At 73.8% G+C, this 15,971-nt stretch carries 13 protein-coding genes; 7 read left to right on the top strand and 6 right to left on the bottom strand.

The genetic code is table 11. From position 1 onward, the window contains the following. Positions 1 to 88 precede the first annotated feature (88 nt). Both AACH11_RS18120 and AACH11_RS18115 read left to right on the top strand, forming a co-directional pair. Entirely contained in the window at positions 89 to 1,654 is a 1,566-nt protein-coding gene (locus tag AACH11_RS18120; RefSeq protein WP_341375660.1) for a methyl-accepting chemotaxis protein, read from the top strand. A 4-nt stretch (positions 1,655 to 1,658) separates the two neighbouring features. Continuing rightward, positions 1,659 to 2,345, top strand: coding sequence for a hypothetical protein (locus AACH11_RS18115; protein ID WP_341375659.1), 687 nt, complete (start codon positions 1,659 to 1,661; stop codon positions 2,343 to 2,345). Positions 2,346 to 2,376: 31 nt separating this feature from the next. On the opposite strand, the gene uvrB is transcribed toward AACH11_RS18115, so the two are convergent. Next, entirely contained in the window at positions 2,377 to 4,521 is a 2,145-nt protein-coding gene (gene uvrB / locus AACH11_RS18110) for an excinuclease ABC subunit UvrB (protein ID WP_341375658.1), read from the bottom strand. Positions 4,522 to 4,741: 220 nt separating this feature from the next. On the opposite strand from uvrB, the gene AACH11_RS18105 reads away from it, so the two are divergent. The 5 genes from AACH11_RS18105 (at position 4,742) to nth (ending at position 10,220) form a co-directional block, all read left to right on the top strand. Continuing rightward, entirely contained in the window at positions 4,742 to 5,941 is a 1,200-nt protein-coding gene (locus AACH11_RS18105; protein ID WP_341375657.1) for an amino acid aminotransferase, read from the top strand. A gap of 353 nt (positions 5,942 to 6,294) precedes the next feature. Further along, a complete protein-coding gene (locus AACH11_RS18100; protein WP_341375656.1) occupies positions 6,295 to 7,755 on the top strand; it encodes a polyhydroxyalkanoate depolymerase in 1,461 nt (486 codons plus the stop codon). Between the two features lies 1 nt (position 7,756). Next, complete coding sequence (locus AACH11_RS18095) at positions 7,757 to 8,536, top strand: RnfABCDGE type electron transport complex subunit B (protein WP_341375655.1); 780 nt, start codon at positions 7,757 to 7,759, stop codon at positions 8,534 to 8,536. Beyond that, positions 8,533 to 9,477 carry a DMT family transporter gene (locus AACH11_RS18090; protein WP_341375654.1) on the top strand — a complete coding sequence of 315 codons (945 nt, stop codon included), beginning with the start codon at positions 8,533 to 8,535 and terminating at the stop codon, positions 9,475 to 9,477. The genes AACH11_RS18095 and AACH11_RS18090 overlap by 4 nt, the downstream gene beginning before the upstream one ends. A gap of 107 nt (positions 9,478 to 9,584) precedes the next feature. After that, a complete protein-coding gene (gene nth, locus AACH11_RS18085) occupies positions 9,585 to 10,220 on the top strand; it encodes an endonuclease III (protein WP_341375653.1) in 636 nt (211 codons plus the stop codon). 18 nt (positions 10,221 to 10,238) lie between these two features. Here the strand turns inward: nth and AACH11_RS18080 are convergent, their stop codons facing one another. From AACH11_RS18080 to AACH11_RS18060, 5 genes are all read right to left on the bottom strand, one after another. Continuing rightward, complete coding sequence (locus AACH11_RS18080; protein ID WP_341375652.1) at positions 10,239 to 10,850, bottom strand: histidine phosphatase family protein; 612 nt, start codon at positions 10,848 to 10,850, stop codon at positions 10,239 to 10,241. A gap of 29 nt (positions 10,851 to 10,879) precedes the next feature. Continuing rightward, on the bottom strand, positions 10,880 to 11,902 hold the full coding sequence (locus AACH11_RS18075; protein ID WP_341375651.1) for an adenosylcobinamide-GDP ribazoletransferase: 1,023 nt from the start codon (positions 11,900 to 11,902) through the stop codon (positions 10,880 to 10,882). Beyond that, entirely contained in the window at positions 11,899 to 13,041 is a 1,143-nt protein-coding gene (cobT, locus tag AACH11_RS18070) for a nicotinate-nucleotide--dimethylbenzimidazole phosphoribosyltransferase (RefSeq protein ID WP_341375650.1), read from the bottom strand. Before cobT ends, AACH11_RS18075 begins: the two co-directional genes overlap by 4 nt. Before the next feature lie 77 nt (positions 13,042 to 13,118). Continuing rightward, positions 13,119 to 14,627 (bottom strand): cobyric acid synthase, encoded by a 1,509-nt coding sequence (locus AACH11_RS18065; protein ID WP_341375649.1) that lies wholly within the window; start codon positions 14,625 to 14,627, stop codon positions 13,119 to 13,121. Continuing rightward, complete coding sequence (locus tag AACH11_RS18060; RefSeq protein ID WP_341375648.1) at positions 14,624 to 15,907, bottom strand: aminotransferase class I/II-fold pyridoxal phosphate-dependent enzyme; 1,284 nt, start codon at positions 15,905 to 15,907, stop codon at positions 14,624 to 14,626. Before AACH11_RS18060 ends, AACH11_RS18065 begins: the two co-directional genes overlap by 4 nt. Between the last annotated feature and the right edge of the window lie 64 nt (positions 15,908 to 15,971).

Here is a 15,971-nt window from a genome sequence, read left to right as displayed (position 1 = left end):
CAGGCATGGCGGCGGCAGGGTCTTGCGCAGTGGTGGCAAGGGAGGCGCCGCATCGAGCCTGTCAGTTCATGTCCAGGAATCCACCACCATGCGCCACAACGGACCGGTCACCCAACGCGAGTACCTGCTGCCCGAAGGCACGACACTGGTTTCGACCACCGATCTGCAGAGCCACATCACCTACTGCAATCCGGACTTCGTGCGGGTCAGCGGCTACACGGTCGAGGAATTGATCGGACAGCCGCACAACCTGATCCGCCACCCGGACATGCCGCCGGAAGCCTTCCGCGACATGTGGGCCACGCTGAAGACCGGCGAGCCCTGGACCGCGCTGGTGAAGAACCGGCGCAAGGACGGCGACCACTACTGGGTCCGGGCCAACGTCACGCCCGTGCTGGAGCGGGGTCGCATCAGCGGCTACATGTCGGTGCGCACCACCCCGGGTCGCGACGAGGTGGCCGCGGCCGAACGGCTGTACGCCCAGATGCGCCAGGAGGCCGCCGACGGCCGCATCGTGCACCGCCTGAACCGTGGCGAGCTCATGCGCGACGGCTGGGGCCCGCGCCTGCGGCGCGCGCTGAGCCCGGACCACGGCCGCCTGCTGGGCGCCAAGGTGGTGGTCGGCACGCTGGCGGCGGTCGCGATCAGCCACGCCCTGGACCACAGTGGTCTGGGGGTCGGCCTGGGCACCGAGCTCGGTCTGGCGCTGCTGCTCGGTCTGGGTCTGGCGGCGTGGGTCCGCCAGCAGGCCATCGCGCCGCTGCACGAGGCGGTGGCCGTGGCCCGTCGCATGTCGGCCGGGGATCTGTCGCAGGCCCTGCCCCCGCGGCGCAACGACGAGGTCGGCCAGCTGACGCGGGCGCTGAACCAGCTCAACGTCAATCTGCAGGCCATCGTCGGCGATGTGCGGCGCCAGGTCGACGGCATCACGCTGGCGTCCGAGGAGATCGCCAAGGGCAACGCGGATCTGGGCTCGCGCACCGAGTCGCAGGCCAGCAGCCTGCAGCAGACGGCCGCGTCGATGGAGCAGATCACCGGCACCATCCGGCAGACCGCCGCGACGGCCCAGAGCGCGACGCAGCTGGCCCAGGAGGCCGCCACGGTCGCCGCGCGCAGCGGCCAGGCCGCCAGCGACGTGGCCGACCGCATGACCGAGATCCGCCAGTCCTCGCAGCGCATCGGCGAGATCATCGGCACGATCGAGGGCATCTCCTTCCAGACCAACATCCTGGCGCTGAACGCCGCCGTCGAGGCCGCCCGCGCCGGCGAGGCCGGCCGCGGCTTCGCGGTGGTGGCCGCCGAGGTGCGGGCCCTGGCCCAGCGCACCAGCGGTGCGGCCCGCGAGATCCGTCTGCTGATCGAGGACTCGTCGACCAAGGTCGAGGCCGGCAGCCGGCTGGCCGAGACCACGGGCGAATCGACGCGCCAGACGCAGGACGCGGTGCAGCGCGTGTGCACGCTGATCGGCGAGATCAGCAACGCGGCCGGCGAGCAGAGCAAGGGCGTGGCCCAGGTCAACGAGGCCGTGGCCGATCTGGACAACCTGACGCAGCAGAACGCCGCGATGGTCGAGGAGCTGGCGGCGGCCGCCTCCTCGCTGAACGGGCAGGCCGAGACGGTGGCCCGCTCGGTGCAGATCTTCGGTCAGGGCTGAGGCCATGCGTCAGGCTCCGGGCTCCGACGACGACGGCGGCCAACTGCCGCAGACCGCGCTCGCACGGCCGCTGGCCGCGACCAGCTGCCGGCTGTATCTGCTGGCCCGCCGGGGCCTGGCCCGCGACGCGCTGGCGCAGGTGCTGCAACGGGCCGGCCACCGCGTGATCGGCGCCGACGAGGACGCCGACATCGCGCTGCAGGAGCTCGGCGAACGCCAGACGGACCTGCTGCTGGCCGATCTGCGCTGGGGCACGGGCGCGCTGCTGCGCCTGCTCGGCCAGCTGGACGAGAACCAGGGCCCGCGGGTGCTGGTCTGGCGGCCGGAGAACCGGCCCGACGTGGTCGAGTCCCTGCTGCCGCGCGGCCGCATCTGGGCCTGGGTCGCACCGCTGGCCGGCGCCGGGCAACTGCTCGACGCGGTCCAGGACGTGGCCGACGGCCGCCGTCAGCCGCCGCCCTGGCCCGAGGCGACGGACGACGTCGCGCCGCCCAGCCTGAGCCCGCTCGACGAGACCCTGCTGCTGGGCATCGCCCAGGGCCTGAGCGCCGCCGACCAGGCCCTGGGCCTGGGCCTGACCGCGCGTCAGGTCGCCGAACTGCGGCGTGCGCTGACGCACCGCCTGAAGCTGCCGCACCTGGCGGCGGTGGTGCGCTTCGCGCTGCACCACGGGCTGATCACGTCGCGCTGAACCTGCGCGGCGGCATGACCGCCGGTGGCGCTCAAGCCGTGCGCCCCCCCGCCCCGACCAGCGGCACCACATTCGCGTCATGGGCCGCCCCGCCGCCGAAGGCCTGCTCGCGCAGCAGGGCGAGCTGGTCGCGGATGCGGGCGGCCTTCTCGAACTCCAGGTTCTTCGCGTGGTCGAGCATCTGCTTTTCCAGCGCCTTGATGCGCTTGGCCAGATCCTTCTCGTTCAGGCCCTCGACCTCGGCGGCCTCGACCATGGCCTTGACCTTGGAGCGGTCGTCGGCCTGCGAGACCACGCCGTCGATCAGCTCCTTGACCTGCTTTCTCACCGTGCGCGGCGTGATGCCCATCGCCAGGTTGTGGGCGATCTGCCGGGCGCGCCGGCGCTCGGTCTCGTCGATCGCGCGCCGCATCGAGTCGGTGATCCGGTCGGCGTAGAGGATGGCGTGGCCGTTGGCATTGCGCGCGGCGCGGCCGATGGTCTGGATCAGGCTGCGCTCGGCGCGCAGGAAGCCTTCCTTGTCGGCGTCGAGGATGGCCACCAGCGAGACCTCGGGGATGTCCAGGCCCTCGCGCAGCAGGTTGATGCCCACCAGTACGTCGAAGGTGCCCAGGCGCAGGTCGCGCAGGATCTCGACGCGCTCGACGGTGTCGACGTCCGAGTGCAGGTAGCGCACCTTGACCCCGTTGTCCGTCAGGTAGTCGGTCAGCTGCTCGGACATCTTCTTGGTCAGCGTGGTGATCAGCACGCGCTCGTTCTTCTCGACGCGGTCGCGGATCTCCTGCAGCACGTCGTCGACCTGGGTGCCGGCCGGGCGCACCTCGACGATCGGATCGACCAGGCCGGTCGGCCGCACCACCTGCTCGACCACCGCGTCGGCATGGGTCTTCTCGTAGTCGGCCGGCGTGGCGGTGACGAAGATGCACTGGCGCATCTTGCGTTCGAACTCGTCGAACTTCAGCGGCCGGTTGTCCATCGCGCTGGGCAGGCGGAAGCCGTACTCGACCAGCGTGGTCTTGCGCGCGCGGTCGCCGTTGTACATGCCGCCGAGCTGGCCGATCAGCACATGGCTCTCGTCGAGGAACATCAGCGCATCGCCCGGCAGGTAGTCGACCAGCGTGGGCGGCGGCTCGCCGGGCTTGGCGCCGCTGAGGTGGCGGGTGTAGTTCTCGATGCCCTTGCAGTGGCCGACTTCCTGCAGCATCTCGAGGTCGAAGCGGGTGCGCTGCTCGACGCGCTGGGCCTCGACCAGCTTGCCGGCGTTCACCAGCTCGGCCACCCGCTCGCGCAGCTCCTGCTTGATGGTCTCCATCGCGGCGACCACCCGCTCGCGCGGCGTCACGTAGTGGCTGGACGGGTAGATGACGAAGCGCGGGATCTTCTGCCGCACGCGGCCGGTCAGCGGATCGAGCAGGCTCAGGGACTCGATCTCGTCGTCGAACAGCTCGATGCGGATGGCCAGCTCGGAGTGCTCGGCCGGGAAGACGTCGATGGTGTCGCCGCGCACGCGGAAGGCGCCGCGGCTGAAGTCCACGTCGTTGCGCTGGTACTGCATGCGCACCAGCTGGGCGATCACCTCGCGCTGGCCGATCTTGTCGCCCACCCGCGCGATGAAGCGCATCTGCGTGTAGTCCTCGGGCTTGCCGATGCCGTAGATGGCGCTGACCGAGGCCACGATGATGGTGTCGCGCCGCTCCAGCACGCTCTTGGTGGCCGACAGCCGCATCTGCTCGATGTGCTCGTTGATCGAGCTGTCCTTCTCGATGAACAGGTCGCGCTGCGGCACGTAGGCCTCGGGCTGGTAGTAGTCGTAGTAGCTGACGAAGTACTCGACCGCGTTCTTCGGGAAGAACTCGCGGAACTCGGCGTACAGCTGCGCGGCCAGCGTCTTGTTGGGCGCGAAGACGATGGCCGGCCGGCCCGTGCGGGCGATCACGTTGGCCATCGTGAAGGTCTTGCCCGAGCCGGTGACGCCCAGCAGCGTCTGGTGCACCAGGCCGTCGGAGATGCCCTCGCACAGGGCCTCGATGGCGGTGGGCTGGTCGCCGGCCGGCGGATAGGGCTGGAACAGCTGGAACGGCGAATCGGGGTAGCTGACGAACTGGCCGGCGGGTGCGTCGGCGGCACCGGCGCTGGCATCGGTCACGGGGGCGGAACGGTCGTCGTCTGCAGGCATCGGGTTTCCCAGGGGGCGCCGGAAGGGGTGGCGCTAAAATCTCGCGCTTCGCGCCGGACGCGGCGGGCCTTCGGGCCCGCGCGGTGTCCGGCACCACAGCCGCCACAGCTTAAGGCCTGCGCGCCGTCCCTGCCGGGTGCAGCCCACCTGGCAGGCCGTGTGCCCGGGTCCCTCCAGCCGTCCTTCCTTCCCTCCCGCCACCGTCGAACGGATCTCCGCCATGACGCTCTTTGCCGCCGTCGAACTCGCCCCGCGTGACCCCATCCTGGGCCTGAACGAGCAATTCGCCGCCGACACCCACCCCGCCAAGGTCAACCTCGGCGTGGGCGTGTATTTCGACGACGCCGGCAAGCTGCCGCTGCTGGCCTGCGTCAAGGCGGCCGAAGCCGCGATGACCGAGGCCGCCAAGCCGCGCGGCTACCTGCCGATCGACGGCATCGCCGCCTACGACAAGGCGGTGCAGGGCCTGGTGTTCGGCGCCGACAGCGCCGTGCTGAAGGCCGGCCGCGTGGCCACCGTGCAGGCCATCGGCGGCACCGGCGGCCTGAAGGTCGGCGCCGACTTCCTGAAGAAGCTGAACCCGACGGCCAAGGTGCTGATCAGCGACCCGAGCTGGGAGAACCACCGCGCGCTGTTCACCAACGCCGGCTTCGAGGTCGGCACCTACGCCTACTACGACGCCGACAACCGCGGCGTGAAGTTCGACGCGCTGCTGGCCGACCTGGACGCGGCGGCCGCCGGCACCGTCGTCGTGCTGCACGCCTGCTGCCACAACCCGACCGGCTACGACATCACGCCGACCCAGTGGGACCAGGTCATCGCCACCGTCAAGGCCAAGGGCCTGGTGCCCTTCCTGGATATGGCCTACCAGGGCTTCGGTGACGGCATTGCCGAGGACGGCGCCGTGGTGCAGCAGTTCCTGGCCAACGGCGTCGACAGCTTCTTCGTCGCCACCAGCTTCTCCAAGAGCTTCAGCCTGTACGGCGAGCGCGTCGGCGCCCTGAGCGTGGTCTGCGCCGATGCCGATGAGCAGAAGCGCGTGCTGTCGCAGCTGAAGATCGCCATCCGCACCAACTACAGCAACCCGCCGACCCACGGCGCCCAGATGGTCGCCACCGTGCTGGACACGCCGGCCCTGCGCGCCCAGTGGGAAGAGGAGCTGGCCGGCATGCGCGTGCGCATCAAGCAGATGCGCACCCTGCTGGTCGAGAAGCTGGCCGCCGCCGGCGTCAAGACCGACTTCAGCTTCATCACCCGCCAGCGCGGCATGTTCAGCTACAGCGGCCTGAGCAAGGCCCAGATGGAGCGCCTGCGCGCCGAGTTCGGCGTCTACGGCGTCGATTCGGGCCGCATCTGCGTGGCCGCGCTCAACAGCAAGAACATCGACCACGTCGTCGCCGCGATCGCCGCGGTGGTCTGATCCCCGCCGGCGGCCAGCCCGCCGCCACCGTCCGGATCGGTCCGGACCCCGCGCACAGCCCGGCTCCGTCCGGGCTGTGTCGCATGCGCTGCTGCACGGCGGTCCTGCACGCGCGGGGGCCTGCGGGTCGATCCGCTGCCGCGCCGCGCGCCGCACGCGGTATCATCCGCCGCATTGCTGCACTGCAGCATGACGTTGACCGACGTCAGCCCACGTTCAGCGACGGCCGTACATGATGTGTTTCCCGGCCGCGCGACCACGCACCGGGTGATCCGTCGGCTGCCGCCCCCGCAGTCCTTGAAGCCCCGACGCGCGCTGCGCGGCAGGGACCGACCCCTCCGGAGACCGCCCCGATGCTCTACCAGCTCTACGAGACCCAACGCGCGCTGATGGCGCCGTTCGCCGAGTTCGCCGCCGCCTCGGCCAAGCTGTACGACCATCCGCTGTCGCCGTTCGCGCAGACGCCGATGGCCCAGCGCATCTCGGCGGGCTTCGACCTGCTGCACCGTCTGGCCAAGGACTACGAGAAGCCGGAGTTCGGCATCCGCACGGCCCAGGTCGGTGACCAGGAGGTGGCGGTGCAGGAGCAGCACCCGATCATCAAGCCGTTCTGCCGGCTGATCCGCTTCAAGCGCTTCACCGACGACACGGCGACGCTGGAGCGGATGAAGCAGCATCCGACGGTGCTGGTCGTCGCCCCGCTGTCGGGCCACCACAGCACGCTGCTGCGCGACACCGTGCGCCAGCTGCTGCAGGACCACAAGGTCTACATCACCGACTGGACCGACGCGCGCACCGTGCCGGCCGACATCGGCCCCTTCCACCTGAACGACTACGTCAAGTACGTGCAGGAGTTCATCCGCCACATCGGCCCCGACGTGCACGTGATCAGCGTGTGCCAGCCGACGGTGCCGGTGCTGGCCGCCGTCTCGGTGATGGCCACGCACGGCGAGTTCACGCCGCGCACGATGACGATGATGGGCGGGCCGATCGACGCCCGCCGCTCGCCGACGGCCGTCAACAACCTGGCGATGAACAAGAGCCTGTCCTGGTTCGAGAACAACGTCATCTACCGCGTGCCGCCGAACTTCGCCGGTGCCGGCCGCGCGGTCTACCCGGGCTTCATGCAGCACACCGGCTTCGTGGCGATGAACCCGGACCGCCACCTGAGCTCGCACTACGACTACTACCAGCACCTGATCCAGGGCGACGACGACTCGGCCGACGCCCACCGTTCGTTCTACGACGAGTACAACGCCGTGCTGGACATGCCGGCCGAGTACTACCTGGAGACCATCCACACGGTGTTCCAGGCCTTCAGCCTGGTCAACGGCACCTGGGACGTGGACGGCACGCGGGTCCAGCCGGCCGACATCTCGACCAGCGCGCTGCTGACGGTCGAGGGCGAGCTCGACGACATCTCCGGCGCCGGCCAGACGCGCGCCGCCCACGACCTGTGCACCGGCATCCCCAAGGACCGCCAGTTCCACTACGACGTGGTCGGTGCCGGCCACTACGGCATCTTCTCGGGCCGCCGCTGGCGCGAGATGGTCTACCCGCAGATCCGCGACTTCATCCGCCGCTTCGACGTCAGCGGCAAGCCCGCGGCCGATGCGCCGGCGGTGCCGGCCGCCCTCGTCGAGGCCGCGCCGGCCGCGGCGCCGCTGACCACCACCGCCGCCGTGGCCAAGGCCGCACCCGCGCCGGCCAGCCTGCCGGCCCGTGCGGCAGCCCCGGCGCGCTCGGTCGCACGTCCGGCCAGCACCGGACCGGCGGCCAAGAAGGCGGCCGCCCGCCGACGCAACGGGACCTGAGATGGACACGAGCGACCGGTCGGCCGCTCCGGCGGCCGGCCCGGTCGCCGTGACGCCGCTCTCCCCCGCCCAGGCCGCGCTCGCCGACGCGCTGGACGCGGCCCTGCCGCAGACCCAGTGCATGCGCTGCGGCTACGCGGACTGCCGGGCCTATGCCGAGGCGGTGGCCGTCGGCGAGGTCGGCATCGACCGCTGCCCGCCCGGCGGCGCCGAGGGCATCGCCCGTCTGGCGGCGATCGCCGGCCAGGCGCCGCGGCCGCTGGATCCAGCCTGCGGCACGGAAGGCCCGCGCCTGCTGGCGCGCATCGACGAGGCCTGGTGCATCGGCTGCACGCTGTGCCTGGACCCCTGCCCGGTCGACGCCATCGCCGGCGCCCACAAGCGCCTGCACACCGTCATCGAGGCCGACTGCACCGGCTGCGAGCTGTGCCTGCCGGCCTGCCCGGTCGACTGCATCGTGATGGTGCCGCGGCCGGCCGGTGACGCCGCGCCGTCGCCTGAGGCCAGCGGTTGGGCCGCCTGGAGCGCGGCGCTGGCGGAGCAGGCCCGCGCCGCCTACCAGCGCCACCGTGAGCGCCTGGCACGGCGGCCGGCCGAGGACGCCGCCCGCCTGGCCGACAAGGCCGAGCACAAGCTGGCCGACCTGGCCGCCGCCAGCCGCCTGACCGACGCCGACGCCCTGGCACGCAAGCGCAGCGTGATCGAGGCCGCGCTGGCCAAGGCCCGCGCCCGTGCGGCCGGCGGCCCGGGCTCCGGCCCTGCCGGCACCGACCGCGGATGAGCACGCCGACGCCCGGCCTGCACCGCTGGCAGGCCAATGCGCTGCTGCTGCTGGCGGCGGTGATCTGGGGCTCGGCCTTCGTCGGCCAGGCCCTCGGCATGGACGGCGTGGGCCCGCTGAGCTTCACCGCGCTGCGCTTCGCGCTCGGCACGCTGGTGGTCGCGCCGCTGGCCTGGCAGGAGCACCGGCGCCTGCGGGCGCAGCCGCGGCCCGCGGACAGCACGGCCGCCGGCCGCCTGGAGGGCCGCGCCGCGCTGCGCTGGATCCTGGCGCTGGGCACGCTGCTGTGCGCCGGCGTGGTGCTGCAGCAGATCGGCCTGATGTCGACCACGGTGACGAACGCCGGCTTCCTGACCGCGCTCTACGTGCCCCTGGTGCCGGTGGCCGGCTGGCTGCTGCAGCGCGTGCTGCCGCACTGGAGCGTGTGGCCGGCGGCCGTGGGCTGCGTGATCGGCACCTGGCTGCTGACCGGCGGCGCCGGCGCCGGCCCGCGGACGCTGTCGGCCGGCGATCTGTGGGTGCTGGCCAGCGCCCTGCCCTGGGCGCTGCACGTGCTGCTGGTCGGCCAGATCGCCAACCGACTGCGCGGCGCCTACCGCCTGGCCTGCGGGCAGTTCCTGGTCTGCACGCTGCTGTCGGCGGCGCTGGCCTGCGGGCTGGAGCAGATCACGGCCGACGGCCTGCAGCGCGCGGCCGGTGCGATCGTCTACACCGGCGTGCTGTCGGTGGGCGTCGGCTTCACGCTGCAGGTGATCGGCCAGCGCCATGCGCCGCCCGCCGATGCCGCCATCGTGCTGTCGTCGGAGACCGTCTTCGCCGCGCTGTTCGGCGCCTGGTGGATGGGCGACCGCCTGGGCCTGCAGGGACTGGCCGGCTGTGCCCTGATCCTGACAGGCATTCTGTGGGTGCAGCTGGCGCCGCTGCTGCGCCGTGCCGGCTGAGCGCAGGCCACGGGCCGGCCGCCCCGGCCAGGATGCAGACGGACACAAGCCGACACCCGGAACGAGGGGTCACGACAGGCCCTGGATATCGACAATCGCGCTCGACCATGCACGACGCCGACATCGAACCGTTCTTCGCCACGCTGGCCGCGGCCAATCCGCAACCGGCCAGCGAGCTGGAGTACAGCTCGGTGTTCGAGCTGCTGGCCGCCGTGCTGCTGTCGGCCCAGGCCACCGACGTCAGCGTCAACAAGGCCACGCGCCGGCTGTTCCCGGTCGCCCACACGCCGCAGGCCATCCTGGCCCTCGGCGAGGACGGGCTGGCCGAGTACATCCGCACCATCGGCCTGTACCGCAGCAAGGCGCGGCACCTGATCGCCACCTGCCGCATCCTGATCGAGCACCACGGCAGCCGGGTGCCCCGCAGCCGCGCCGAGCTGGAATCGCTGCCCGGCGTCGGCCGCAAGACGGCCAACGTGGTGCTCAACGTGGCCTTCGGCGAGCCGACGATGGCGGTCGACACCCACATCTTCCGCGTCGGCAACCGCACCGGCCTGGCGCCGGGCAAGACGCCGCTGGCCGTCGAGCAGCAGCTGGAGCGCCGCGTGCCGCAGGCCTACCGGCGCGATGCCCACCACTGGCTGATCCTGCACGGCCGCTACGTCTGCACCGCACGCAGCCCGCACTGCGGGGCCTGCATGGTCAGCCGCTGGTGCGACAGCGCGCCGGGCACGGCGGGATGACGGCCGCGAGGCTCGGCCTCAGGTGCCCGGCTGGCCGCTGATGGGCACGCGCATCAGGCGGGCGTAGCGCGGCGGCGCCGGCCAGTCGGCCGCCCGCTCGACCGTCGCGGGCAGGCCGTCGGCCCGGCGCTGCAGCAGGCGCATCGCGCCGGCATGGGCGACCACCCAGCGCCGGGCGCCGCCGTCCGTGCCGGCCGCCGCGAAGCTCCTCACCCAACCGTCCAGGCGCAGGGCCATCGCCTGCAGTGACTCGCCGCCGCCCGGGGCATGGCCCGCGAAGTCGGCCTCCCAGGCCGCGACCGCGGACCAGGGCACGGCCGACCAGGGCCGGCCGTCCCAGGCGCCGAAGTCCAGCTCCAGCAGCGCGGCATCGGTGCGCACCGTCCAGCCCCAGCGCCCCAGCCAGGCGGCAACATCGGCACAGCGCCGCAAGGGCGAAGTCCAGATCTCGGCCGGGCCACCGTGGCGACGCTGGGCGGCGCGGATGCGGTGGGCCAGCCGCTTGGCGCGGCGCGGATCGACCCGCACGTCGGTGCGGCCGATGCAGCGCCCGGCCACGCCGCGCGGCCGCGGATGGCGCCACAGCCACAGATCCAGCGTCGCGGCACCCGGCGACGATACCGACCACAACGGCCGCACCCTGCCCGCCCGGTCGCCGCTCATGCGGCCGCCAGTACCGCGTAGACGGCCAGCTCGGTCCACTGCTGGGTCGCGCCCAGGCCGTCGCCGGTGTAGCCGCCCAGGCGCCGCCGCAGCCAGCGCGCGCACAGCGCGGCCACCCACAGCACCGCGGCCAGCACCGCCGCCCAGCGCAGTGCGGACGGCCACAGCCACGCGACGGCCACCGCCGGGTCGGGTGCCGCAGCGCCGGCCTGCAGCACGGGTCCGCCCAGCGGTCCGGCCATCCCGTCGATCACCCCCTGAGCCAGCACCAGCCCGCCCCCCAGCACCGCGCACCAGCCCCAGGCCACGACCAAGCCGGCGCGCCGGATCGACTGCGCCAACGGCTTGGCCTTGGCATGGTCCGGATCACCGCCATAGGGCAGCACCGCCAGCAGCGAGACGGTGGCCGCCCGCGAGACGGTGTGGGCGACGACGAGGGCCAGCGCCGCCAGCGCCGGTGCGCGCGCGGCCAGCAGCCCCAGCAGCGCGACCTTGGCCGCCAGCGTCAGGCCCAGGCCGAGCGCGCCATAACTGCCCAGACGCGAGTCCTTCATGATCGTCAGCGCCCGTTCGCGGCTGACGGCGCCGCCCAGGCCGTCGCAGGTGTCGGCCAGGCCGTCCTCATGGAAGCCGCCGGTCAGCCAGACCGAGGCCGCCAGCGCGGCCAGCGCCGCCACCGTCGGCGACCACAGCGCGGCCGCCGCCAGCAGCACCAGGGCCGACACCGCGCCGATGCCCGCGCCGATCAGCGGGAAATGCCGCGCGCAGTCCTGCAGCCACTGCGGCTCGAAGTGGGCGAAGCGCACCGGCACCCGGGTCAGGAACTGCAGTGCGACACCGGCCAGCCGCAGCTCGTGCCGCAGCGCGGCCCAGGGCCCGCGGTGGGCGGGCGGCGGCGGCGGCGGCGGCGGCGGCGGCGGCGGCGGCGGCGGCGGTGGCGGCGGTGGCGGCGGTGGCGGCGGTGGCGGCGGTGGCGGCGGTGGCGTCAATGGCGTCGGCGGCGGGCGGCGGCCGCTCATGCGCGGTCGCTGACCTGGGCGGACTCGAAGCTGGCCATCTGGTCGAGCAGACGCAGCGACGATTCCAGCAGCGGCCAGGCCAGCGCCGCGCCCGAGCCCTCGCCCAGGCGCAGGCCCAGGCCCTGCAGCAGCGGCTGCGCGCCGAGCACCTGCAGCAGCGCCGCATGGCCCTGCTCGGCGCCGAGGTGGGCGAACACGCAGGCCTCGCGCACCGCCGGTGCCAGGCGCCAGGCCAGCAACACGGCCGCGCTGACGATGAAGCCGTCGACCAGCAGCACGCGGCGCTCGGCCGCAGCCTGCAGCGCGGCGCCGGCCATCATCGCGATCTCGAAACCACCGAACTCGGCCAGCACGGTCAGCGGGTCCTGCGCGTCGGGGGCGCGGTCGGCGCAGCGCTGCAGCACCGCGCGCTTGTGGGCCAGACCGGCGTCGTCCAGGCCGGTGCCACGGCCGGTGGCCGTCTCCAGCGGCACGCCGGCCAGGCGGTGCAGCAGCAGCGCGGCGCTGGCCGTGTTGCCGATGCCCATCTCGCCGAGCACCAGCGCCTGGCCCGGCCGCGCCTGCAGCAGGGCCGCGCCGGTGAGCAGGCCCAGCCGGGCCTGGCGCAGCGTCATCGCGGCCTGCGCGCTGGCGTCCTGGGTGCCGGCGCCCAGCTTGGCGTCGACCACGCCGTCGGGCAGGCCCGCGCCACGCGGCGCGCCCTGCACCGCCGCGCCCGGCAGCGCGGCGACGTCGTGCGCGACCCCGGCGTCGACCAGCGTCAGCGCCAGCGCGTGCTGGCGCGCCAGCACGTTGACGGCCGCGCCACCGCCCAGCATGTTGGCCACCATCTGCCAGGTGACCTCCTGCGGATAGGCCGACACGCCCTGCCGCGCCAGGCCGTGGTCGGCGGCGAAGACCATCAGCTGCGGATCCTCGATGCGCGGATGGGTGCGGCCCTGCAGCACGCCGATCTGCAGCGCCAGCGCCTCCAGTCGGCCGAGCGCGCCGGTGGGCTTGGTCAGGCGGTCCAGGCGCTGCTGCAGGCGCTGCGCCAGCGCCGCATCGGCGCGCGGCTGCACGCGGTCGAGCAGCGCGGCCAGACGGGCCTCCAGCGCCGCGTCGTCGAGCGCCTGCAGTTCGGTCAGCGGGGAAGTCATGGGCGAGGGTCTCCGGACGGGCAAGAAGAGGGAACGGGGGGCGGCCGCACGCACCGGCGGCGCGCACGGTCAGGACATCAGCGCAGCAGCCCCATCAGGGCACCGGGGCGGAAGCTGGCATCGAGCAGATCGGCCAGGTCGTCGAAGACCCGGTCCAGCGGCGGCACCGCACGGCCGAACAGCGCCTGCAGCACGGCCGGGTTCTCGAACAGGCCGTGCAGATAGACGGCCAGCACAGGGCCCTGCTGCCAGCCCAGATCGCCGCGGCCGGCGAAGGCCGGGCGCAGGGGTTCGGCCGGCTGCTCATCGCCGCTGGCCAGCGGCCGGGTCTGGCCGAGGTGGATCTCGTAGCCGTCGACGGCCAGGTCCGACAGCGGCGCCCAGGGCCCGTCGAGCCGGCCCAGGCGGTGCGCGGCACGGCTCAGGCCCTTGTGCGGCGCGTAGCGGGTGTGCAGCGGCAGCAGGCCCAGGCCGGCGGCGCTCCCGGCCGTCCCGCCCTCCAGGCCCTGCGGGTCGTCGACCACCGCGCCCAGCCACTGCAGCGCGCCGCAGACGGCCAGCAGCGGCCGCTGCGCAGCCACGTGGGCCCGGATCGCCTCGGCCATGCCGGTCTGCGCGCGCACCCAGGCCAGATCGGCCCGCGTGTGCTTGCTGCCGGGCAGCACCAGCCAGTGGCTGTCGGCCAGCGCCTCGCGCAGATCGGCGGTGCTGCGCACCCAGCGCAGGGCCAGACCGCAGCGCGCCAGCGGCTCGAACTCGTCGAGGTTGCTGGCATGCGGCGTGGCCAGGATCACCACCCGGCGCTGCGCGGGCAGGCCGTGGGCGCCGCGGGCGTCGGCCGGCACGGCGTCCTCCTCGGGCAGGCCGTGGCCACGGCGCATCGGGATCACGGCCAGCGTGGGCACGCCGGTGGCCGCCTCCAGCATCTCGGGCGCCGGTGACAGCAGGCGGGCGTCACCGCGGAACTTGTTCAGCACATAACCGGCCAGCTGCGTGCGCACCTGCGCGTCCATCAGCGCGGTCGTGCCGTGCAGGTGGGCGAAGGCGCCGCCGCGGTCGATGTCGGCCACCAGCAGGCAACGGGCCTGCGCCTCGATCGCGGTGAAGGTGTTGACGTAGTCGTTGGCGGCCAGGTTGATCTCGGCCGGCGAGCCGGCGCCCTCGATCACCAGCAGCTCGGCCTCGTCGCGCAACGCGTGCAGCGCGGCACGCGCCAGCGGCCACAGGCGGGCGCTGCGCTCACGCCAGGGCAGCGTCGTCAACGCGGGATCGACGCGGCCGCGCACCAGCACCTGGCTGCGCGTGTCGGCCTCGGGCTTGAGCAGGATGGGGTTCATGCGCACGTCGGGCGCGCAGCCGGCGGCCAGGGCCTGGAAGTACTGGGCCGAGCCGATCTCGCCCAGCTCGCCCGGCGCGCCGTCGTGCAGCGGCACGACCCGGGCATGGTTGCTCATGTTCTGCGCCTTGTACGGGCGCACGGTCAGGCCCTGGCGCGCATACCAGCGGCACAGCGCGGTGGCCAGCCAGCTCTTGCCGGCATCACTGGTGCAACCCAGCACCATCACGGCCTTGGCGGATCGGGTCATCGTGGCGGGGCGGCACGGGGCCGCGGCAGGGGGGTCGGATCGGCGGGGATGGTGAGCGGGGTGGCAGGCGCGGCGGACGCCGCGGTGGGTCGTGCCACGGCGGCCTCGTCCTGTCCCTGCCCGTCCGCCAGCAGCGCCGCCAGCGCTCGCAGCGCCCGCGGCGGGCGGGCGCACAGCCGCCAGGCGCCGGGCAGGCCCAGGCTGTCGGTGGCGCGCAGCGCGACGCCGGCGGCGCGGGCACGGTCCGCATCCCAGGGCCGGTCCACCGGCGCGCGCGCGACCAGGAAGGGGCTGACGCCATCGGGCTCGACCGACCAGCCGGCCCGCTGCAGCACACGCGCCAGATCGGCCCGCCAGCGCCGCACGCGGGCCAGGCTGGCGGCCAGCGCCTGCTGGGTGGCGGGCGCGGCCCAGGCCTGCAGCATCGCGCGGCCATCGGCCCCCAGCGGCCAGGACGGCTGGGCCGCCCGCAGCGCGGCAGCCACCGCCTGCGCGCCCTCGGGCGCCAGCGCATAGGCACCGCGCACGCCGGTCAGGCCGCAGGCCTTGTTCGGCGACCACAGTTGCCAGGCCCGGGCCGCGCCGTGCGGCAGACCGCGGGCCAGCCAGCCGGCGGGCGCCCAGGCGCCGGCGGCCATCGCCGCCTCGGCCGCCGGATCACCGTCCAGCCGCATCGGCTGATAGGCCAGATCCAGCAGCACCAGATCGTGCCCGGACGCGTCCAGCACGGCCCGCAGCGCGGCCGCATCACTGCGGCCGTCGGGGCTGGAGGGTTCGGCCCACAGGTGCAGGCGGTCGGGGTGGGGCCCGCCGGCGCGGAACGCCGCGGCCGCGACGCCCGCCGCCGCGCCCCATGCCTCGACCCGCCGCAGGCCGGCCGCGGCGCAGGCCGCGGCGTACTCGCCATAGCCGGGCGTCGGCCAGACCGCCTCGCCGAGGCCGGCCCAGTCGGCCGCCGCCCGCGCCAGCAGGTGCAGGCCGGCCGAGGCGCTGGGCAACAGCAGCACGCGGGCCTCGTCGACCGCGTGCAAACGGCCGATCGCCTGCCGCAGCGCAGGGTCGTCGGCCGGCGGATAGCGGTGGCGCGCGGCCGCGCGCACCGCCCGGGCGACCGCGGGCAGAGGCCCCGCAGGATGGGTGTTGGTCGAGAAATCGTGCGGCAGCGCATGCGCGCCGCCATGCAGCAGCGGCGCGCAGCGCTCGGGCAGGCGCCAGCGCAGGGCCTGTGGCGCGCGGGCGGCCGGGTCCGGGGTTTCAGGTGCGTCAGACAGGTCAGGCACGTCGAGCGCGTCAGGCGCGTCAGATGCAGCGGACACGTCAGGCCCGCCCTGCACGACGTGCACG

This window comes from Pseudaquabacterium rugosum (genome assembly GCF_038066575.1).
GTDB lineage: Bacteria > Pseudomonadota > Gammaproteobacteria > Burkholderiales > Burkholderiaceae_C > Pseudaquabacterium > Pseudaquabacterium rugosum.
Note: the sequence above shows the minus strand (reverse complement) of the source record. Positions and strands in the feature narration are given on the sequence as shown.